Origin of the sequence: uncultured Granulicatella sp. (genome assembly GCF_963516875.1) — a bacterium.
Classification (GTDB): domain Bacteria; phylum Bacillota; class Bacilli; order Lactobacillales; family Aerococcaceae; genus Granulicatella.
In genome coordinates this window covers 1-21653 of the sequence record NZ_CAUQCL010000010.1, presented here as the reverse complement: position 1 = coordinate 21653, position 21653 = coordinate 1, and the positions used below count along the sequence as shown (strand labels likewise).

The following is a 21653-nucleotide window of genomic DNA, read 5'->3' as shown; positions in this document are numbered from 1 at the left end:
GAACGGCAGAAAAATCAACCATCTAATGTAATACCGCCATCGCAGTCTCCGATTTCTCCAGTAATAAAGCTTGCTAAATCACTAGCAAAGAATAAAATCATTTGAGCAATTTCAACAGGTTCAGCACGACGTCCTAAAGGAATCATACTAATCACTTTTTGACTCTTTTCTTTATCTTCAGAAAGTACAGTTGTCATATCTGTTCTTGTAAATGATGGACAGACTGCATTACAAGCAATATTGTATTTTCCGCCTTCTTTAGCAACTGCTTTTGTTAAACCATTCAAACCTGCTTTAGAAGAGGCATATGCCGCTGTCCCTAGAAGACCTCCCCCTAGTTTTGCAGCAACAGAAGAAACATTGACAATTCTACCACCTTTATTTTCAATAAAGTGAGGGAAAATAGTGCTAATCGTTGAGAAACATCCAGAAAGATTAATACGAATGGTTCTTTCCCATTCTTCATATGTTAATTGATCAAAAGGTTTCGCACTAATAACTCCTGCACAATTGACTAAAATATCTACTTTACGTTCGGATAGAATCTTGTTCATGCTTGCAACAATGGATTCATGATTTCCTAAATCCATATATTCAAACACAGTATGTTCTACTCCAAACTCGGCTACTGTTTTTGTAGCAGCAGCTTCATTAATATCTGCAATAACTACAAAACCTCCACCTTCAACAATACCTCTTACTACTTCTTTTCCAATCCCATTTGCTCCACCTGTCACGATAGCAACTTTTCCTGAAAAATTCATAAAAATCACTTCCTTTGATTGATTGTTTACATTCTATTCCTATGAAAAAATCAGGTTGTTATCATTTGTTACTATTTTCACAGTTTTTATTCAATTTTTATTGAAAATTCCGTAAAAACAAAAAAACCTGCTGGATTCACCAACAGGTCACAAAATTATTCAAATTAGTCTAAATATCTTTCCGGTACTTTTAGAACTGCACAGATTTTCTTCAAGTCTTCTTTTGATAGAACATTACTTTCATAAATGCTCTTACCACTAACTCTTTGAACATCTAATGCAATATGGGCTGCTTTATCAGCAGTTTCAATTAATCCGAAGCAATCTTGATAATCTACACCAGTTGAAAGAACTCCATGTTTACTCCAAACAACTAAACGATGAGTTTCTAATTCTTTTGCTGTAGCAGAACCAATTTTTTGAGTTCCTGGTACTTCCCATGGTAGAACAGCAATTCCATCAGGGAATACTACGATTGATTCAGTTAAAACTGACCATAAATCTAATGATAGAGATTCAGTTGTTACATCATTTAATAAGCAGTATGTCACAACATTTGTTGCATGATTATGAATTACTACTCTATGATTTGGGTTTTGTTTTAATCTAGCTGCATGAGATAATACATGCATGAAAATTTCACTTGTAGGACGTTTTCCAGTAACAAAACCTGCAACTACTTGATAACCTTTATCTGTTAATTGAATAATCCCAGTATCCGCATGTGGTTGTGAATGTAATGTTCTAAAATGACTTCCAGAAGCTGTAATTAAGATATATTCTCCTCTTACATGTTCTGGAACATCTAAAACTTCCACTTCTTTTCTATTTTCAGCATAGTACGTATATTCTGTACCAGCCAAGCTGCTTTCAAGATTTTCAGCTTCTTCGACTGTTAAACGATAACTAACGTTTCCGCCGTTGTACTCGTCCCAGCCTTTATTCCACATGTCATATGTTACTTGACATAATTCTTCAATAAACTTAGGATACCCCATAATTATTCCCCTTCTTTAACTGTAATAATATTCAGCCGTACTTGAAAAAATTTTGTTTATCCAACATAATAGTAACCGTTTTCCTAACTGACGTCAACCTAATTTGATTATTTTTTAATAAATTATGCGTATTCCGTCTCAATTGCTAGAAAATATGATTTTTTTCTTCAATTTAATATTAAATTAAACACATTAGAGAATTAGTTCCTAAATATGCTTTCTTAAAAAGAACGAATCCCATTGAATGAAATTCATTCTTTTATTTTTCAAACCTTATCTATCAAATCTATCGATTTTTAATCTAACTCTCTAAAATTCCATCATATTTAAGATTCTTTTTTTGTATTATGGAATTGATTCAATCTTCTTTCATCAAATTCACTGAATAACTTCTGCTTATCCAAGTAAATAGCAACAGGTAAAATTAAAATTGTTAACCAAACTATTTGAGTGATAATAGAATAGACAAAAAGTATTCCTAATACTAAAACAAGCAACTTCTTCATTCTATTCGCCTGCTTCTAACATTTCATTATATTTCTTTCTATCTTTTAGTAACCATACATAAAGAGCTAACCATACAACTCCTAATACAATAGCAATAACATCACCATTAAATCCATTTGCTAAAATATAACGAATATCTGGCCCTTCAAAAGTTGCCCATGAAATTAAACCACTTTGATTTAACGTTTTTGTTTCTTCTGCTAAACGAGTCATATATGGAGTGAAGTAAGTTGCTCCATATAAGAATAAAGGAGTAGAAATTAAACCATGAATAATCATTCTTAATACATTACCATTTGTTAATAATAGCGCTCCTACAACAAATGATAAGTTAATAATACCTGCAAAAGGCAATACAATATTATTAGGTAAAACAATAGATCCTACTAATAAGAATGGAATTGTAAAGATAACTGCTACCCATAATTCATTACGTCCACCAAGAACTGGCCAATCTAAACCAATATAAACTTCACGATCTTCAAATTTTTCACGCATAAAGTCAGATACTGCTTCTGAAATTGGCGATAAAGCTTGAGAGAATAATTTTGACACCATTGGGAATAAAGTTAAAGCTGTAGCAGCTTGAACTGAAAGAGTTAATGCATATTTAATACCATTACCAGATGCTGCTCCTAATGCAAATCCAATAATAGCTCCCATTACTGCATTTTCTCCAAATACTCCAATTCTTTCTTTCAATGTATCAGCATCAAATTGTTTATTTAATACAGGAATTTTTTTCAATAATTCGTCAATTGGATGTAAAATTACTGCAATCATACAAATGAAGTGAGGGACTGTAATTCCTGGTACTCCAGTTAAACGTTCTACTTCTGGTGCAAATACATCTCCAAGTTTTAGTTCTAATACAATAATAATAGCTGCTGCAATAAATCCTAAGAAAATATTATTTGTAAAGTATGTTACAATTACTGCTGTAAAAATTTTATTCCATACATTCCATAAGTCTACATTTAATGTTTTTGTTTGTTTAGTTACTAACATTACAAAGTTAATCGCTAATTGTAATGGGAACACTAAGAACGCATATGGCCAAGCCCAACTAATTGCAGCCGCACCAGGCCAACCAATATCTACTGCTGGTAAACTTAACCCAGTATGAGTTGTTAAATCATTTGCTGCTGCACCCATACTTGTCATAATAAAGTTTACAAGAATTCCCATACCCGTAAATGCAATCCCTAGAGTTAACGCTGCTGTGAAAGCTTCTCTAAACTTCATTTTCATTGCTAATCCAACAATTAGCATTAAAAATGGAACAAATACTGCCGCTCCTAAATCCAAAATATATTGAATAATGACTTGCAAGGTTTCCATATTATTTCCTCCTAACTATTTAAAAAATCAATAATTTTTTGTAACTCTTGCTTTTGACCCATTCCTGTTAAAAATGCAATTCCGTTAAATACTGGAACACCATAATCTTTTTTCGCTTTAACGATTGAAATATATCCGTCTGCTGATTTCAAATGCGTTTCTAATGCCTTCATATCTACAGCTTCAATCTCGCAAGGTACATTGGCTTCTTTTAATAATCTCTCAACTTTTGATGCTACTGTTTGAGAAGTAGCCACTCCTGATCCACATGCAACAATTAATTTTTTCATAACTCTTCCTCCATTTCTACTGTTACAAATAATTGATAAACTTCTTCTTCCGATTTTGCATTTTGCAATTTTGTAATAAATTCATCTTGTCCAAAAATATTCATTAGTTCAACTAACAAACCTGTTTGATTTTTTGGTTCAGAAATTCCTAATACAATCACAAAATTTACAGGAACCTCTTCATCCGATGTCCCCATCTGAATAAAAGTTATAGGTTTTGATAATTTAACAATGTAAATAAAAGGTTTTTTTACATATTCACTATACGTATGCGGAATTGCTACTGCTGTTTTTTCTAATCTTAATCCTGTCGGAAATTCCTCCTCTCTTTCCACAATTGCAGATGCAAATCCATCTGTTACAAACCCTTTATCAAACAAAGTTTTAGACAATTTTTGAAGCAATTCTTTTTTGTCTTCACCCACTCCTTCTAAATTAATTAATTGTTTATTGACTAACTGTGATATAATTGTCATTTTTTTCACTCCTTATAATATTGATTCAAAGTTAGCTTCTGAAAATAATGCTGTTATAAAACTTTCATGATTTTCGCTCTCCCATAATTTTTGTATATAAGAAGAACTATCAATCTTAGAATAAATAACTTTTAAAGCATCTTTATAAAATTCTAATTCCTTTTCCGCAATTGCAATTAACATTACAACTTTAACTAAATTTTGTCCCCAATAGATTGGTTTCTCTAATGTCATCATAATTAGTTCACTAGTTTTAACCTCTTTTGGATTTGCATGAGGAAGTGCTATACCTGTATAAGTACTTGTAATTCCTAAATTTTCTCTATGTCGTATAGTCTTTTCAAATTTTATATTTTCAAGATTTTTCTCATCAGCTAATTGAATAATCTTTGATAAACACTTTTCAACACTGCTTACTTTTTCTCTGATATATACTGATTTTCCAAGTAATTTTTTTATGAGTCGATTCGTATATTCTTCATCATTTTTTGTTAAAAAGTTATATTGTGTTTGCTCCATTGTATTAGCTAAAAATTTCCTTTGGATTTTTAATAAATCATCTTCTTTCATAATCGTTCCAACATGAATGTAAGGAAACGACACATTCTTTAATTCCACAGAACTAATCACTAAGTCGTTTATGCTAATATCTAAAGAGCTTGCTTTGGAATACTCAACTTTATGAATATGTTCGTACTGACCTGTTATTTTTCTAACTTGATTCAATAATAATTCCGATGTTGCTAAACTATGTGGGCATATTACATAAATATTCATTGGTTTTTTTATCTTTTCTACTGATATCTCCAAATGTATGGTTAAAAGCGCCGCTTCGTTATCTGTTAATTCAACATTGAAATTATTCTTAAAAACTTTTCCTGATAACCAAACAAAGTTATACAAGACTCCATACTGGTACTTAATTTCTTCCATCAAATCACTTTTCAAATGAATTTTATTTCGCAATCTCATAATCATTGCTGGAATATGATTGATTAACATTCCTCTTAAATACTCGTCTTGTTCAAAATGAATACCCGCTAACTCACCAACTAATGCTATAAATTCATCCACCGTTTTCTCAATTTGAACATTGGACTCTAAATAAGAATTTTCATAATTTCCAATAGTAATTAAACTTTGGCAAAGAGAAATAATCTCCTTTTCGGCAACTTCTGTTCCAGAAACTTCATTCAACAAATCTCTAGCCAATAAATATGTTTCAATTATTTTAGGATTATTGCTATCTAAATCATTTTGTTGATCTATAAAATATCCGTATTTCCAACGAATATCAAAAATTACCAAGTCCATTAATAAATAATGACGATATTCATAACAAACTGAAAATTTATATTTTTCTAACAACTGATTCATAATTTGGATAATTTCTTGAACTCTATTCTGATTAATACATCCATAATTCGATAATCCTGTTAAATTAAAATGAATTAATCCACTTAACAACTTATTACGAAAGAATTTTCTAATATTGTCTTCCAAACCATCCAATGAAATTTTCCCTTGATGTTTAATCAATTTGATTCCATTCTTATTAATTTCTTTTTCTAGTTCATGAATTTCTCTTCTTATAGTTGATTCACTCGTGAAATTTTCAATTGAACAATCTAAGATATCAATTTCATTTTTCAACATAAATGTAGATAATAGTTTATACTCTTCATTTTGCTTATTCGTCTTTTGTGAAGTTTGAAAAGTTTTCTTCAATTGTTCTTTGTATTTTTCATCTATTTCAATATAAATCCCCGTACTAGGTTTTTCTTTATTTCTGAAGAAAAAGCTTTTAAATATTGATTAATTACTGAAATATCATTGTAAATCGTTTTAGTGGAAACCAGATACTGTTGAGCTAACACCTTTCCTGTCACAGGCTCATTTTCTTGAATTAACCGATTCAATAGATCCACCTGTCTATTATTCATTAAAATCACCCTCCAACCATTTCCACATTTCCATTTTAAACCGCTTGCAATATAATATTAAATCAACTTTTTTCCAGAACATTGTGGAAGTTTTATTTCCCTTTTTTAAATTACAAATTTTAATTATTAAAATATAGATTTATTTCCTATTATTTTCCTACTTTATCCGTATGTAATCAATACTCTCTTAAAGATTTTTAAAGAAAATAAAGGTATCTAATATTATTTTCTCTCGAATTTCAAATATTCAAGCTCCTCTTCCTCCTCCTATACACACAGCCTAATTTTTGTTAAGATAATAACAAAAAAGTACATCTAGATAGCAAGCTAACTATAGGAGACATGATGACAGAGAGCATTAAACGACAAAAAACGAAACAAGCGATTGAAGATGCTATGGTACGATTACTAGCAGAACAGCCTTTTGACCAAATTACTACTGTAAAATTGGCTGAAATAGCTGGAATTAGTCGTTCTAGTTTTTATACGCATTACAAAGATAAGTACGACATGATTGATCACTATCAAAGTAATTTATTTGGAAACCTTGAAGATATTTTTGAGAAATATGCTAATAACAGGCAACAAGTTCTCTTAGAAATTTTTAAATACTTACAATTTGAACCACTTTTGGCAGCCCTATTATCCGAAAATGGAACAAAAGAAATTCAAAATTTTCTTCGAAATAAATTACTCATTTTATTAAAATCCGATTTTCAAAATCATTCTACGAATCACCCTTTAAATGAAACAGATTTAGAATATTATGGGGTTTATTTAGCGAATGCATTGTTTGGTGTTTGTCAAAAATGGATTGCAAACGGTAAAAAAGAAAGTCCACAAGAAATTACAGAATTCCTATTCCCATTAACAAATGCAGTTAGAGAAGTTTTCTCTAAAAAATTAAAAAACGCATGAATCGTGAGCGCACGATTCATGCGTTTTTTATTACTTTTTCAAAAGATTAATCTTCACTAAATACTCTCTAGCAACTTCTTCAGCAGGTCTTCCATTTGCCCCTACTTCAAAGTTCATTTGGCTCATTTCTTCTTCAGAAATTTTTCCAGCTAATTGATTTAAAATCCCTTCTAATTCAGGATGTTTTTTCAACAATTCTTGTTTCATTAAAGGAGCCCCTTGATACGGTGGGAATAATTGTTTATCATCCTCTAATACTTTCAACTGGTAACGTGAAATTTCTGCATCTGTTGAATAAGCATCTGTAACTTGAATATCACCAGATTGAATAGCTTGATAACGTAATGCAGGTTCCATTGTGGCTACATCCAATTGTAAGCCATACATACTTTGCAATCCTTTATTCCCATCTTCACGATCATTAAATTCTAGTGTAAATCCAGCTTTTAATGGACGGTTCACTTTTTTCAAATCAGAAATTTTTGTTAATTTTTCAGCTTCTGCTAATTGTTTTGGTACGGCAACTGCATAAGTATTTTGATACGCCATTGGTTTTAAAAATACAAAACCATCTTGTTCTAAAATTCCTTTACGAGCTACTTCATACACTTCTTCAGGTTCATGACTAACTTTTGGTTTATTTTTCAATAAACTTTCTGTAATGGTTCCTGAAAATTCTGGGTAAATATCAATATCTCCCTTTTTCAATGCTTCATATAAGAAATTCGTCTTCCCGAAGTTTGGCTTCACTTCAACTTTTAATTTCGTTTGATCTTCAATTAATAATTTATACATATTCATCAAGATTTCAGGTTCTGGTCCTAATTTTCCTGCGATAACTAGCTTATCTGATGTATGCATTTTAGCAATTGTTGGAGCATAAGAAGTTCCTAAGCCAATAATTAAGACTAAAAATACTGCCAAAATCGTTCTTAATTTTGCAGTTTCCATCCATTTTAATAAGAAGTTGAATAAAATGGCTAAAATCGCAGCAGAAATCGCTCCAATCAAGATAAGACTTGAATTATTTCGGTCAATTCCTAATAAAATAAAGCTTCCTAATCCTCCAGCACCAATTAACGCTGCTAAAGTTGCTGTTCCAATAATGAACACAGCTGCTGTACGAATTCCTGACATAATGACAGGCATTGCTAGTGCAATTTCAAATTTTTTAAGACGCTCGAATTTTGTCATTCCAAAAGCAATTCCGGCTTCGACTAGACTTTCATCAATTCCTTGTAGCCCTGTAATTGTATTTTGCAAAATCGGGAATAGCGCATATAACACTAAAGTCGTTAAAGCTGGTAATGTTCCAATCCCCATTAATGGAATAAATAATCCAATTAACGCTAAAGATGGTAATGTTTGAATAATTCCTGCAATTTGTAATAAAAATCCAGAAATCTTTTTTGACGGACTCACTAATACTGCAACAGGAATAGCAATTACTACTGCTAATAATAACGCTAATAAAGAAAGTTGAAGGTGTTGCCCAAGAGATAACATCCATTCACTATTTCTCTCTTGAAATGTTCGAATCAATTCATTCATGATGTTCTCCCCCTTTAAATAATTCTTTGACGAACGCATTAACCGGATTTGTTTGAATTTCATAAGGAGTGTCTACTTGTACAATTTCTCCATCTTTTAATACAGCAATTCGATTGGCTAACTTTATAGCTTCATCTGTGTCATGTGTGACAAATAGTGTTGTCATTTTAAATTCTTGATGTAACTGTTTTGTTAAATCTTGTAATTGTTTACGGCTAATGGCATCTAATGCTGAGAAAGGTTCGTCCATTAATAATATTTTCGGAGTCGCAATAATTGCTCGAACGATCCCTACTCGTTGTTGTTCTCCTCCGGATAATTCTTTTGGATAACGATGTGCATAATCTTCAAAAGAAAGTCCAACCTTCTCTAATAGCACCTTCGTTTGCTCTTGAATTTGTTCTTTTTTCCAACCTTTCATCTCAGGAATTAAGGCAATATTTTCAGCTACCGTTAAATTTGGAAAAAGCGCAATTTGTTGCAAAACATATCCTGTTTCTAATCGTAATTCTCTTTGATCATGATCTTTAATACGCTTGTCATTTAAGTAAATATTTCCATCTGTTGGTTCGATTAATTGGTTAATCATTTTCATCATTGTCGTTTTCCCCGAACCAGATGGTCCAACTAAGACCATAAATTCACCGTCTTCAATACGTAAATTAACATCTTTTAAAACAGTTTTTTCATCGTAGCGCAATGCTACATTTTTATATTCAATCATTTTAACTCCCCCTTTTAGCAAAATCAGATTGTCTCTACAACAGTCACTCTAATTTTTCTCCAGTTCTCCATTTTTTAAGTTTTGCAGAATTCGATTTAAATAGTTCTCTACTTGAACGATTTCTTCTTCCTTAAATCCTGTATAGAAGATTTCTCCTAACGCTCGGCTAACTCTTTCTCCGATTTCTTTTTGAGATTTTCCTAATTCCGTTAAGTTCACATATTTTCTACGTTTATCTTTCGGACAATCTTGCAGGCAAACTAAACCTTGTTCTTCTAATTTTTTTAGCATACTCGTTAATGTGTTGTTCGCTAGTCCAGTTCTACAGCTCAATTCTGAACAGGTAATATACCCTTCCGTATCATTCCATAAGATCGACAATATTTTCTCTTGTTCACTTCTAAAAAGAGCATCTGGTTCTTTACTCAACAATTTTTGATAAAGTCTTCCATTTAATAAACGAATATGGTGAATTAAATATCCCCCATTCTTTTTACAATCCATAAGCATAAACTCCTTTTTTACTTCTATATAGAAATATATTCCTTTTTATCCACTTTGTCAATTGTTTCTATATAGAAATTTTATAAAAATTAAAAAAAGAAGAGTATTCGTACTCGAACACTCCTCTTCGATTCATTAATCTACTTTTTTCATTTCTTCAAACATTTCATCGTTAACATAACATCCAAGAGCTGGATTTTCTGATGGGTTAATGACCACATCAAAAGCTTTTGTTACTTGAGATAAAGTCTGAATCATTCCACTCCAGCTTTCATCATATATTTCTCTCAATCTCTTCCAATCTGTATAGAAGACCATTGCTTCTTTTTCATCTTTCCCTGGTAAAATCGCAATATTCATTTTTTCACCAGCTTCTAAGTCAACTGGAACATTTGGATCTGCATTTTCTAATTTAATTGGTGTTAAGAATTTTGCTTTTGGTAATTCCAAACATAAGAAACGATAGTATAAGCCGTGCATAATTTTTTGCTCTTCTGTTTGTGGGAATCCTAATTGTCCTAATAACAAGATCCATCTCATCGCATCAGGATTGGTCACAGGAATATCTTCTTCTGCTACTCCTGTAAAATCAGGCGCTGCAATAATTCCTTCAGCTGCAAGAGATGTTTGTTCTGTTACAAGATGGACACCTGTCGCTCCGTTTTGGTAGAACGTTTCTAAGAAGAAATTCTCAATACCTTTTCCATCTTCTCCTTTGTGAATACGACGTAATTCAAAAATTTCTTCATCTGCAAATCGAGACGCTAATCTTTCTTCATACGCTACTGGAGCAATAAAGATCATTGGTGAACTACAAATAAATCCACCTTCTTCTCTTTGTTGTGTTTGAGAGAATAAATATGGTTCTTTTGTTTTTTTAGAATAAACCGTTACTAATTCATCTGCCTGTAATAATTTATCTCGTACAGCAATCATTAGTTGTTCAATTTTGCCGATATTTTCAGTATGCTCTTCTGGTGTTTCTTGTGAAGCATTCATATGACAGTATAGTAAAAATACACGTGCAATTTCTGATAAATCTGCTAAGGTTAATATATCAAGATCTCGTTGCGTTAAAACTCCTTCTTGACGTCCTACAAAGACATTTCCTATTGTGTTAACAAAAGTTTTATAAATTTCTTCCTTGTCGGCACCTTCTTCATGTAATACTGTTCCTTTTTTAATGCCTAAAGGCATTGCATCTTCTAACCAAAGAGCCACTGGTTCATTTGTTACTTCAAACACTTTTTCTCGCTGAGCATTTTCCATTGCATAAATCGCAGAAGTTCTTACAGTTCCATTATCATCCCCAAGATTTGTCAACCAAACAAAGTCTCCTACTTTTAATGTTCCTTCAAGATTTCCTGTTACTACTAGGTCTAGTGAGTCGTCACTAATTTTATAAACATCTTCTACCCCTAGTTTGAATGTTGGTTTTTCTTTTGCTGTTTCTTCTTTTTGTTGTTTGTTAAATAAATCTTTTAATCCCATTTTCTTTCCTCCGTCGTTAATTCTTTTCTCCAACTAATATCCATAAATGTACCGTAATAGTTTCTAAAGGATGATTTTTACTATAGTCTTGATCTTCAATACTCGCTCCCCAATATAAAGGAGTCATTTGTAATAAGTGTCCATACATTTCTTTTGTAAGTGTCACTTGATAAGAAACTTCTTTCATCTTCATAGATGGATATTCTTGTTTAAACCGTTCTACAATATCCTCATTCGAATAGTGTTGTTTTTCTTCATTACTTTTATATAATTGTTGTCTTAATTCAATTAAATAATTACTTCCAGGAATAATTTTAACTAATGTTCCTCCTGGTGCTAGTACACGGTTGAACTCCTTATAATTCGATGGAGTTAACATATTAATAAGTGTACCACAGGATTCATCCCCGAAAGGCAGTTGCGCTAAATCTGCCGCAATCCACAAAGCTTTTTGAGAGTGATGAATGCTAGCAGCCAGAATTCCTTCTTTAGCAATATCCATTCCTACTAAAGGAATACCTTCTAAAAATGACGATAAATAAGCAAGCGGGCTTCCTTCTCCACAGCCAATATCAAGAATTAGTTGATTCTCCTGTTTTAAAATCAGTAACAAAACTTCATCTAATAAAGGATTAAAGAAACCACTTTGCGCTAATTCATAACGATGCGTAAATAGCTCAGCATCATAATCCTCATTCGCTTTTTGTTTCATCAAATGGAGAGTGCCTTTTTTATTAATATCAAAACGATGACGGTTCGTACAAACCAGACTATACCCATCTAACGCTTCAATAGCTGCATGACAATAGGGGCATGCAAATAACTGTTGATGTTTTTGTATAAACTCTCGACTCCAGTCGATTTTCTTTTGCATCATTCACACTCCTACTCCATTTATTCCTAGTTTTCAGTATACCATAAAATTACTTTTCTGTTTGCTTTTCTTTCCTTCTCCATCAAAATAACCGATTTTTTATTTTGACATTTTTCCCTGCAATGATACAATAGAATAGAATCGTAATTATGCCGATTTAATTACATGAATGGAGGAAAATAAGATGAGTAGCAAAATTCCAGTAACCATTGTCAGCGGATTTTTAGGAGCAGGTAAAACAACGCTCATTAACAAAGTATTAAAAGAAAAACACGGTGAACATATTGCCGTAGTTATTAATGAATTTGGAGAAATTGGTGTTGACCATCAATTTGTATTAGATGTAGAAGAAGAAATTTATCAAATGGATAATGGCTGCTTATGTTGTACACTTCGTACAGATATTGCAGACATGTTAAAATCTATTTTAATGGTCAAAGAACAAAACGGTATTAAAGTAGACCGTGTATTATTTGAAACAACTGGTTTAGCAGATCCTGCACCAATTGCTCAAACATTTATCAATGTACCATTTTTAAATGAACACTTTATTTTAGACGCTGTTTTAACAGTTGTTGATTCAAAAAATTTCTTATATCAAACCACTCATCAAACTGAACCAGCAAAACAAGTTGGTTTTGCAGACAAAATCTTTATGTCTAAACATAGTTTAGTAGACGATACAATTTATGCAAAAGTCATTAACGAAGTTCGTTCTATCAATCCTTTTGCAGAAATTCAAGATTTAGATGCTCGTCCAGTTGAAATGAAAGATATGTTTGGCCTTGAATTATTCTATGCTTCTGAAAAGAAAATTTTAGAAATGCAAGAAAATTCTGAAGAAGAATATTGTGAAGCTTGTGGACACACTCATGCTCATGGGGAACATGATCACCACCATCATCACGATGAAGAACACTGCGAAGAATGCGGTCATGCTCATGCACACGGTGAACACGATCACCACCATCATGATGGAGAGCATCACCACGATCACGACCATGATCATCACCATCATGGACATCATCATCACAAACATCACCACCACAGCGGTATTAATTCATTTGTCATTGAAACAGAGAAACCTCTTGTTTTAGCTCATATTAACGAATGGTTGAATGAATTAGTTTATATTTATGGACCTGAATTATATCGTTATAAAGGGATTTTAAGCGTAGAAGGTTTAGATTATCAAATCATTTTCCAAGGAGTTCAAATGAGTTTTGATATTTCTCGTGGACGTGATTGGAATGATACGGAGCGTAAGTCGACTTTAGTCTTTATCGGTAAGAACTTACCAGAAGATACGTTAAGAGAAAGTTTCGTTGCTTGTACAAATAAATAAATTCCGTAGAATATGACATAAAACAGAAAAAACATTTCTAGCCGTAGCATGGTCGCCAGCAGCCTCGCAACTGCGAGGCTCATGGCTAAAATTTGAGCCTTGGTCTCAAATTTTCCCTGTACTATAAGCCAAAGGATTATAGTACTTTTGCCACGGAAAAATGTTTTTTCTGTTTTATTTAATTCTCCAAAAATTCTTCTCACTTTCTTATCGGAGTCTTCATATTATTTTCAAAATTTCACTCTATACTTTAGTCATTCCCAAATAAGAAATATTATCCTCCCAAATTAAATATTTCAAAATCCTTTTTTCCACCGACCTCTGTGTCGGTGGTTTTTTAATATTCTTGGAGGATTATCATCATCTCATCCTTTAAAGAATTTTCCCAAAGGTTTAAAGCTTCCATCCTAAAATAGATTGTCGCTAAAAAACTTTTGTACATTGCTAAACGTTGATAACTTTCACGGCTTCCATCTAATTCTTCAAATCTTTGCTCTTTCATCCACTCACACAATAGTTTTTGTGAAAGATTTCCAGACTCTATTCCAAAAAAGATTGCTAATCCTAATCGTTTTTCTTCTTCATCCATAAATGGTTGTTTACTCTTTTGAAAAATATCACTAATGACTTCTAATACTTCTACTACATCTTCTTGGGTACAATTTGGATGAGCAATAATGGTTCCTAATAAATCTGCTCCATGAGCAAATGCGTGTACCCATCCTAACTTCTCATCATATCCCATTCTATCTTGTTCCCTTGTCAAATAACGAATTCCATTTCGCATCCAAGTGACTCTCTCTGAATTTGTTAAACAGGAATCATACCCACTTGTTTGATCCCCATCAACTTGTAAAATCATTCCCATTACAAGTGCTGAGAATGAACGATATGCTGTTGCACTACCGAATTCTTCGATTCTATACTCCAAAGGATTCATAACATTCACTTTTTCAATGATCCATCGTAATTGTTCTTTTGTTATCAGTTGTTCAAAAATAAATTGTCCAAATAAATTAAAGACTAAGCTATCTCGAATTTCTGGATTCGGATTTCCTATATTCTCCCATAACCATTCTAATTCTTCTTGTGTTAATGCTATTTTATTCCCTTGTTTTATTTTTAACTGAGTAATCATTTCTTGTTCTAACATGGTATTCACCTCTCTACTAGAAATATTTTAGCACAAAATAAAGAGGCTAAGCATTTCTACCTAGCCTTCTTTCGATTTTTTCTATCTCAAACTTTTTGCTTTTGACAACACTTCACTTGCGATAATCGCTTTTTTCCATTGTAAGTGATGTTTTAATACTCGATTTTTCTTTGTATAATTTGTTGCACTTTTTACAGTTTCAACGACTAAATCGCCTTTTGAGCCCATATGTTGAACTTCTTCTTCCTGTAATTGGATAGCTTCCATTTCTTCTACAAAAGTTCGAAGAGATTCTAATAATTCTTCTGGCAAATTCGGATTATTTAAGTATAATCGTTTTAATTTTTCAGTATGAATTAAAATGGCACTTCTTCTCATCGTATCAATTTCTTCTGAAGAAATAATCGACACTCTTTGAATGAGTTCCTTATCAAATACGGATAAAGAATAATCCTCTGGTGAAAATTGTTGAAACACTTGTACCATCTTTAAAAATTGTTGTCTCATTTTCTCTGTATGAGATAATGTCGCTTTTGTTTCAGGCATTTCTTCTACGACAACATCTTCCACTTTTTGATTTGTTGGATGATGATGTTGAGACAAAACTGGTGTTTCTTGAAAAGAATGACTCAACCAATCGTGCAGTTGGTTAAATCCCTTTTCTTCACTCTTTAGTTTTAATTGAATATAACTAGCAGCAGACATGATCACAAGAATTACTACATACAAGAGAAAGATTACAATTTTCATGATTCACTCTCAACAGAAGATTTGCTAATCGCTTCTCTCATATCTGTATCCGATTGAATATTTTTCAATTGATAGTAGTCCATGACTCCAAGTTTTCCATTACGAAGAGCTTCTGCCATTGCTAATGGAATTTGCGATTCAGCTTCTACAACTTTTGCACGCATGCGTTGTACTTCTGCTAACATTTCTTGTTCTTGCGCTACAGCAAGAGAACGACGTTCTTCAGCTTTAGCTTGTGCAATTTTCTTATCTGCTTCTGCTTGTTCTGCTTGTAATTTTGCTCCGATATTTCTACCGACATCAACATCTGCGATATCAATGGATAGAATTTCATATGCTGTACCTGCATCTAATCCTTTTCTCAAAATCGTTTGGGAAATAGAGTCCGGATTTTCTAAAACTAATTTATGGTGAGCTGCTGAACCAACGGTAGTAACAATCCCTTCACCAACACGGGCAATAATAGTTTCTTCACCAGCACCCCCAACTAATCGTTCAATATTGGCACGTACCGTTACTTTTGCTTTTGCTTGAACTTCAATCCCATCCATCGCAACCCCTGCAATAACAGGCGTTTCAATTACTTTTGGATTAACAGACACTTGAACGGCTTCAAATACATTTCTACCTGCCAAATCAATGGCAGCTGCTTGTTCAAATTCTAAGTCAATGTTCGCACGTTGTGCTGCGATTAATGCATCAATGACTACATTGACATTCCCTCCTGCTAAATAATGGGCTTCTAATTCATTAATATCGATTTTCAACCCTGCTTTTGTTGCTTTAATCATTGGACGCACAATATATTGAGGAGCTACTCGACGTAATCTCATCCCTACTAATGTGCCTACTCCAATTTTTACATCAGAAAAATACGCTGTAATCCATAATCCAATTGGTACAAATCTAAAAAATAACATGACCACTGTTAAAATTAGAAATAGTATCACAATGAGTCCAATGACTCCTGTTGGATTATTTAATAAACCTTTTTCTAACATGTTACTCCCTCCTACTCATTATTGTTCTCCAAAACTTGTACGACAATTTTACTTCCTTCTACTTTGACAACTTGTATCATTGTATCTTCTGGAATGACAAATCCTGTACTCACCACATCAACGATTTCACCGTCTAGTTCAGCCTTTCCACTTGGACGTAATACCGTTAGTGTTTTCCCTATTTTATTGACTAAATCGTCATATACTTTTGAGGTTGAATAGCCTTTTGATTTTTTTAGAGAAGAAAGTAATACTAATCCTTTCTTATGAGAAAAATGATTTCCCCTTTTTACCAATAAAACTAACAAGACGATTGCCAACAATAGTGACATTAAGATTAAAACGACTAAATCCATGACAGCCTGGTTTGCCCAGTACATCCCTCCTAGAACTAATACTGTTCCTAACACTCCTAAAGCACCAATTCCTGGAATTAATACTTCCAATCCTAAAAATAGGAAACCAAATACAAATAGGATGATAACGAAGAAATTCCAGTATGGATGAAGGAAAATGTAGGTCGCAAAACTTATTACTGTTAGAAAACTACCGAGTAGGTTCCATTTGGAGAACAAAGATATGAAAACACCCCCGACAGCTACAAACAGTAATAATAAGTCTACATACAAAAGACCACCCCCATTCGTTGCCATCATTATAGCACTTTTCTTTTTAAATACAACCGAATAATTCTTAACAAATGCTTAAATTTAAAGGATGAAAACCATTTCTAGAATTACGATGAATAGTCTTCCATTTTAGAAAATTCTTTCGCTTGTTGTAGTTGTTTTTCAAACAAATCTATATCAATAAATCTCGCTTGGCGAGCAAATTCTTTTTCTCCTACAAACACAATCGCAACCGGAACTGTTAGTACTTGATACTGACTTGCCACTTCAGGATGCTGAGTGACATTAATGATTTCTAACGCTACTCCTTCTTGCTCTGTAACTTCTTCTACTCGTGGCTGTAATACATGACAAACACCACAAGTTTCACTTCCTAAATAGATTACTTTAATATTTTTCATAAACTCACCTCCCCTATAGTGTAACATTTTTAGAAAAATTTTCTTGTAAAATGCATTTCTGAATAGAAAATACTTAACAAACCTAGCTTCCATCTGTATAATGAAGAATGTCTTATAGATATTTTTAGAAAGTGAGTGAGAAAATGGGACGTAAATGGGCTAACATCGTAGAAAAGAAAACTAAACTCGATGCTAACAACAGTAAAATTTATGCGAAATTCGGAATTGAGATCTATGTAGCAGCAAAACAAGGTGAACCAGATCCACATTCTAACCAAAAATTAAAATTCGTAATTGACCGTGCGAAAACTTATAATGTACCTCGCCATATTATCGAACGTGCAATTGAAAAAGCTAAAGGTGGCGGCGATGGCGATTACCAAGAATTACGTTATGAAGGATTCGGTCCTAACGGTTCTATGATTATCGTAGACGCACTAACAAATAACGTAAACCGTACTGCTGCAGATGTTCGTGCTGCTTATAGCAAAAACGGAGGAAACATGGGTGCACCAGGTTCTGTAACTTATTTATTTGACCATACAGCAATCTTCGGTATCGCAAACAAAGATGCAGATGAATTATTAGAACAATTAATGGAAGCAGAAGTAGACGTTCGTGACGTTGTACAAGAAGACGACCAAGCAATCGTTTATGCTGAACCAAACGACTTCAACACAGTTCGTACAGCATTAGAAGGATTAGGAATTTCTGAATTCACAGTATCTGAAATCGAAATGATTCCTCAATCAGAAGTAACATTAACAGGCGATGACTTACGTTTATTCGAACGTATGATTAACGCATTAGAAGATAATGAAGACGTTCAAAAAGTTTACCACAATGTAAACTTAGAAGACTAAGCTTTGTTGATTTTTCAGAATAGAATAAAAGTCTGTCCTAGGAGAGTTTCTCCTGAGACAGACTTTTTTGATTGGTTAGAGATGATTTAGGGTGTACAGCTTTTTGTAAAACCCTTACAAAATTTAATTATACATCATTTTTCCTTGAATGATAAGTCTGTTTTTTTCTAAAATTATATCTTAAAATATTGATACGATAGGAAAACTGGATACCTAATCAGAGTGGAGATGAATAAAAATGAGTAAGTTTTTATTTAGTAATTATTTATTTTATGGAGCTTTTTTCGGTGTAGCAACACTACTTCTTATATATTATTTCTTACCTGACTTTTTATTATTATTTGCTCATCTATCGACTATTTGTTTTTATCTAGCATTACTGTATGCTTTTTTAAAATTTATGTACAAAAAGATCAAACATAAATCTTAAAAACGAATAATTGAAGCAACCCCAAAAAGTTTAACTTTTGGGGGTTGCTTCATCTTGTTTATTTTTCTAATTTCAACAATTTATGATTCAATCTTAATGCATTTAGCACTACTGATACGGAACTGAAACTCATCGCTGCTCCTGCAATCATTGGACTTAATAATGGACCTCCAAAGAAGTGTAAGACACCCATTGCTACCGGAATTCCAATTACATTATAAATGAATGCCCAGAATAAGTTTTCTTTAATCGTCATCATTGTCATTTTACTTAATTGAATAGTTTTCGCCACTAATCTTAAATCATCTTGCATCATAACCATATCAGCAGTTTCAATGGCAACATCTACTCCTGATCCAATCGCAATTCCAACTGTTGCTTTGGCAAGTGCAGGAGCATCATTAATCCCATCTCCAACCATGGCTACTTGATAGCCTTCGCCTAATAATTGTTGGACAACACTTGCTTTTTCATTTGGTAATACTTGGCTATATACTGTCTCAATTCCTACTTCATTCGCAATCGCTTTGGCTGTTTTTTCATGATCACCAGTGACCATTCTAACTTGAAGTCCTAATGCTTTCATTTGTTGGATTGCTTCTTTACTAGTTGCTTTAATCGTATCCGCAACTACAATAATTCCCGCTACTTGTTTTTGAATGGCTACAAACATTGCTGTTTGCCCTTTAGAAGCGACTCCATCAATCACAGCATTAAATTCATCTACCGCAATCCCTTGATTTTGTAATAATAAATAATTTCCTAATAGCACTTCTTTTCCATCTACGATCCCTTGAATTCCCATACCAGAAATAGATTGGAATTGTTCAATTGGTAAAACGTCAAATTCTTGTTTTTCAGCTTCTTCCACGATGGCTTTTCCTAATGGATGTTCCGAATGTTTTTCGATTGATGCTGCTATTTTTAGAACTTCTTCTGTTGAATAATCATTAAATACTTGAATATCAACCACTTTAGGTTTACCATTTGTAATCGTTCCTGTTTTATCTAGCAATACAACTCCTACATGTCCAGCTTCTTCTAAAGCGGCACTACTTTTAATTAAAATTCCTCTTTTAGCACCGAAACCTGTTCCTACCATAATGGCAGTTGGAGTTGCTAATCCTAATGCACATGGACAAGCAATGACTAATACAGAAATCATCACCGTCACAACAAATTCAAAAGATTCTCCACCAATCAATCCCCAATATAGACCTGCTAATAGAGATAATCCCATCACGATTGGAACAAAAATTCCGGCTACACGGTCTGCAATGGCAGCGATTGGTGCTTTAGATCCTTGCGCTTCTTCTACTAAACGAATAATTTGAGATAATGTTGTATCTTTCCCAACTTGGGTCACTTCAACTTGGAATGAACCGGTTGTATTCAGCGTAGCTCCAACTACTTTGCTTCCTTCTTTTTTGAAGACTGGTACACTTTCCCCGGTAATCATGGATTCATCAACAAAGCTTTCTCCAGAAAGAATAACTCCATCCACAGGAATTTTTTCACCTGGTCGTACGAAGACTACTTCTCCAATTTGTAATTCCTCTACTGGAACTTCTACTTCTTTTCCATCACGAATGACTGTCGCTACTTTAGGAGATAAAGCGACTAATGATTGAATCGCTTGAGAAGTTCTTCCTTTTGTTAAAGTTTCAAAATATTTTCCTAAGGTAATAAAAGCTAAAATGACTGCTGCTGATTCTACATAGAGATGCATTACATAATGATACTCTCCTGCAAAAATACGAATCGTACTCCATACACTATATAAAATCGCAGCACTTGTTCCCAATGCAACTAATGAATCCATATTCGGATGCTTTCTAATCAATGCCTTAAATCCATTCACAAAATAACTACGACTCACCCATAAAACAGGAGTGACTAAAATCAATTGCGTTACAGAAAATACAATTGGATGTTCCATCGGCTGTAAAATTTGCGGAAGAGGAAGTCCAATCATTTCACCCATCGCAATATAAAGTAATACAATGGCAAACACACCTGATACCCATGCTCTTACTTTAAGTGATTGTAATTGTTTTTCTTTTTTAATCGCTGTTTTTTCTAACACATCTTCTTCATCATTTATCAATATAGCCTGATATCCAGCTAGAGAAACAGTTTCCATAATTTTTTGTACATCTGCTTCCTTTGGATTAAATTGCACCATCATTTTTTCAGTCGCTAAATTCACATTGGCTTCTTTAACGCCTGGAAGATCTCGGACAACTTTTTCAACCGTACTGACACAACCCGCACATTGTAATCCTTCTAATGCAAATTCTTCTTTCTTCATGATTAACAACTCCTTCTTACTATTATGCTAATTCAGCTTGATATCCTGCTTTGGATACAGCTTCAATAATTTTTTGTTCTTCTACTTTATCTTGTTGAAATTCTACAGTCAGCTTTTTAACTTCGAAATCAACACTTGCTTTTTCAACACCTGAAACAGCACTTACTGCATTTTCAACAGCTTTCGCACAACCTGAACATTTTAATCCTTCTACTTTAAATTCTTTTATCATTTTAAAAACCGCCTTTCTCAAATTTACATTTGTAAACTTCATAAATTGATTATACCTCTTATTTTGAAAAAGTCAACACAAAAAAAGGAAGACTAAAAAGTCTTTGTCAAACACAAGTGATAATGTCTCAATTAAACACAAGTAAAAATGTCCCAAA

21 protein-coding genes and 1 pseudogene are annotated in these 21653 nt (G+C 33.0%); 3 read left to right on the top strand and 19 right to left on the bottom strand.

All coding sequences use genetic code 11. The features are described from left to right. Positions 1-14: 14 nt before the first annotated feature. The 8 genes from RWM24_RS05170 to RWM24_RS05135 all read right to left on the bottom strand — a co-directional run bounded on the left by RWM24_RS05170 (position 15) and on the right by RWM24_RS05135 (position 6319). Entirely contained in the window at positions 15-764 is a 750-nt protein-coding gene (locus RWM24_RS05170) for an SDR family oxidoreductase (RefSeq protein ID WP_314112228.1), read from the bottom strand. Positions 765-928: 164 nt separating this feature from the next. Next, the gene (gene rhaD, locus RWM24_RS05165; RefSeq protein ID WP_314112226.1) at positions 929-1762 is read right to left on the bottom strand and encodes a rhamnulose-1-phosphate aldolase; all 834 of its coding nucleotides are present in this window, start codon (positions 1760-1762) and stop codon (positions 929-931) included. A gap of 326 nt (positions 1763-2088) precedes the next feature. Then, positions 2089-2268, bottom strand: coding sequence for a hypothetical protein (locus RWM24_RS05160; protein WP_314112224.1), 180 nt, complete (start codon positions 2266-2268; stop codon positions 2089-2091). Between the two features lies 1 nt (position 2269). Then, a complete protein-coding gene (locus RWM24_RS05155; RefSeq protein WP_314112222.1) occupies positions 2270-3610 on the bottom strand; it encodes a PTS transporter subunit IIC in 1341 nt (446 codons plus the stop codon). An 11-nt stretch (positions 3611-3621) separates the two neighbouring features. Beyond that, positions 3622-3900, bottom strand: coding sequence for a PTS sugar transporter subunit IIB (locus RWM24_RS05150; protein WP_314112220.1), 279 nt, complete (start codon positions 3898-3900; stop codon positions 3622-3624). Next, positions 3897-4376, bottom strand: a complete 480-nt coding sequence (locus RWM24_RS05145) for a PTS sugar transporter subunit IIA (RefSeq protein ID WP_314112218.1) — start codon at positions 4374-4376, stop codon at positions 3897-3899. Before RWM24_RS05145 ends, RWM24_RS05150 begins: the two co-directional genes overlap by 4 nt. Positions 4377-4388: 12 nt before the next feature. Further along, complete coding sequence (locus tag RWM24_RS05140; protein ID WP_314112216.1) at positions 4389-6104, bottom strand: PTS sugar transporter subunit IIA; 1716 nt, start codon at positions 6102-6104, stop codon at positions 4389-4391. Positions 6105-6124: 20 nt separating this feature from the next. Beyond that, entirely contained in the window at positions 6125-6319 is a 195-nt protein-coding gene (locus RWM24_RS05135) for an HTH domain-containing protein (protein ID WP_314112214.1), read from the bottom strand. A 345-nt stretch (positions 6320-6664) separates the two neighbouring features. Between RWM24_RS05135 and RWM24_RS05130 the strand changes: the two genes are divergently transcribed. Continuing rightward, positions 6665-7237: a TetR/AcrR family transcriptional regulator gene (locus tag RWM24_RS05130; protein ID WP_314112212.1), complete on the top strand. Its 573-nt coding sequence runs from the start codon at positions 6665-6667 to the stop codon at positions 7235-7237. Between the two features lie 30 nt (positions 7238-7267). Here RWM24_RS05130 and RWM24_RS05125 read toward each other — a convergent pair whose 3' ends face one another. The 5 genes from RWM24_RS05125 to RWM24_RS05105 all read right to left on the bottom strand — a co-directional run bounded on the left by RWM24_RS05125 (position 7268) and on the right by RWM24_RS05105 (position 12381). Beyond that, positions 7268-8788 (bottom strand): ABC transporter permease/substrate-binding protein, encoded by a 1521-nt coding sequence (locus RWM24_RS05125; RefSeq protein ID WP_314112210.1) that lies wholly within the window; start codon positions 8786-8788, stop codon positions 7268-7270. After that, positions 8781-9512, bottom strand: a complete 732-nt coding sequence (locus RWM24_RS05120; RefSeq protein WP_314112208.1) for an ABC transporter ATP-binding protein — start codon at positions 9510-9512, stop codon at positions 8781-8783. The genes RWM24_RS05125 and RWM24_RS05120 overlap by 8 nt, the downstream gene beginning before the upstream one ends. Positions 9513-9560: 48 nt before the next feature. Continuing rightward, the gene (locus RWM24_RS05115) at positions 9561-10016 is read right to left on the bottom strand and encodes a MarR family transcriptional regulator (RefSeq protein WP_314112206.1); all 456 of its coding nucleotides are present in this window, start codon (positions 10014-10016) and stop codon (positions 9561-9563) included. Between the two features lie 135 nt (positions 10017-10151). After that, positions 10152-11507, bottom strand: a complete 1356-nt coding sequence (locus RWM24_RS05110; RefSeq protein WP_314112204.1) for a hypothetical protein — start codon at positions 11505-11507, stop codon at positions 10152-10154. 16 nt (positions 11508-11523) lie between these two features. After that, the gene (locus RWM24_RS05105) at positions 11524-12381 is read right to left on the bottom strand and encodes a methyltransferase domain-containing protein (protein ID WP_314112202.1); all 858 of its coding nucleotides are present in this window, start codon (positions 12379-12381) and stop codon (positions 11524-11526) included. A gap of 184 nt (positions 12382-12565) precedes the next feature. Here RWM24_RS05105 and RWM24_RS05100 point away from each other — a divergent pair, with 184 nt between their 5' ends. After that, the gene (locus tag RWM24_RS05100) at positions 12566-13726 is read left to right on the top strand and encodes a GTP-binding protein (protein ID WP_314112200.1); all 1161 of its coding nucleotides are present in this window, start codon (positions 12566-12568) and stop codon (positions 13724-13726) included. Positions 13727-14063: 337 nt separating this feature from the next. Here the strand turns inward: RWM24_RS05100 and RWM24_RS05095 are convergent, their stop codons facing one another. From RWM24_RS05095 to RWM24_RS05075, 5 genes are all read right to left on the bottom strand, one after another. After that, the gene (locus RWM24_RS05095) at positions 14064-14879 is read right to left on the bottom strand and encodes a DUF2785 domain-containing protein (RefSeq protein ID WP_314112198.1); all 816 of its coding nucleotides are present in this window, start codon (positions 14877-14879) and stop codon (positions 14064-14066) included. Between the two features lie 81 nt (positions 14880-14960). After that, positions 14961-15629 (bottom strand): hypothetical protein, encoded by a 669-nt coding sequence (locus RWM24_RS05090; RefSeq protein ID WP_314112196.1) that lies wholly within the window; start codon positions 15627-15629, stop codon positions 14961-14963. Then, on the bottom strand, positions 15626-16630 hold the full coding sequence (gene floA / locus RWM24_RS05085; protein ID WP_314076631.1) for a flotillin-like protein FloA: 1005 nt from the start codon (positions 16628-16630) through the stop codon (positions 15626-15628). The genes RWM24_RS05090 and floA overlap by 4 nt, the downstream gene beginning before the upstream one ends. Before the next feature lie 11 nt (positions 16631-16641). Next, complete coding sequence (locus RWM24_RS05080) at positions 16642-17283, bottom strand: NfeD family protein (RefSeq protein ID WP_314112194.1); 642 nt, start codon at positions 17281-17283, stop codon at positions 16642-16644. A gap of 83 nt (positions 17284-17366) precedes the next feature. Further along, positions 17367-17660, bottom strand: a complete 294-nt coding sequence (locus tag RWM24_RS05075; protein ID WP_314112192.1) for a thioredoxin family protein — start codon at positions 17658-17660, stop codon at positions 17367-17369. 143 nt (positions 17661-17803) lie between these two features. On the opposite strand from RWM24_RS05075, the gene RWM24_RS05070 reads away from it, so the two are divergent. Then, positions 17804-18523 carry a YebC/PmpR family DNA-binding transcriptional regulator gene (locus RWM24_RS05070; protein WP_006703679.1) on the top strand — a complete coding sequence of 240 codons (720 nt, stop codon included), beginning with the start codon at positions 17804-17806 and terminating at the stop codon, positions 18521-18523. A 488-nt stretch (positions 18524-19011) separates the two neighbouring features. Here the strand turns inward: RWM24_RS05070 and RWM24_RS05065 are convergent. Next, a pseudogene (locus tag RWM24_RS05065) lies at positions 19012-21496 on the bottom strand (heavy metal translocating P-type ATPase). Positions 21497-21653: the final 157 nt, after the last annotated feature.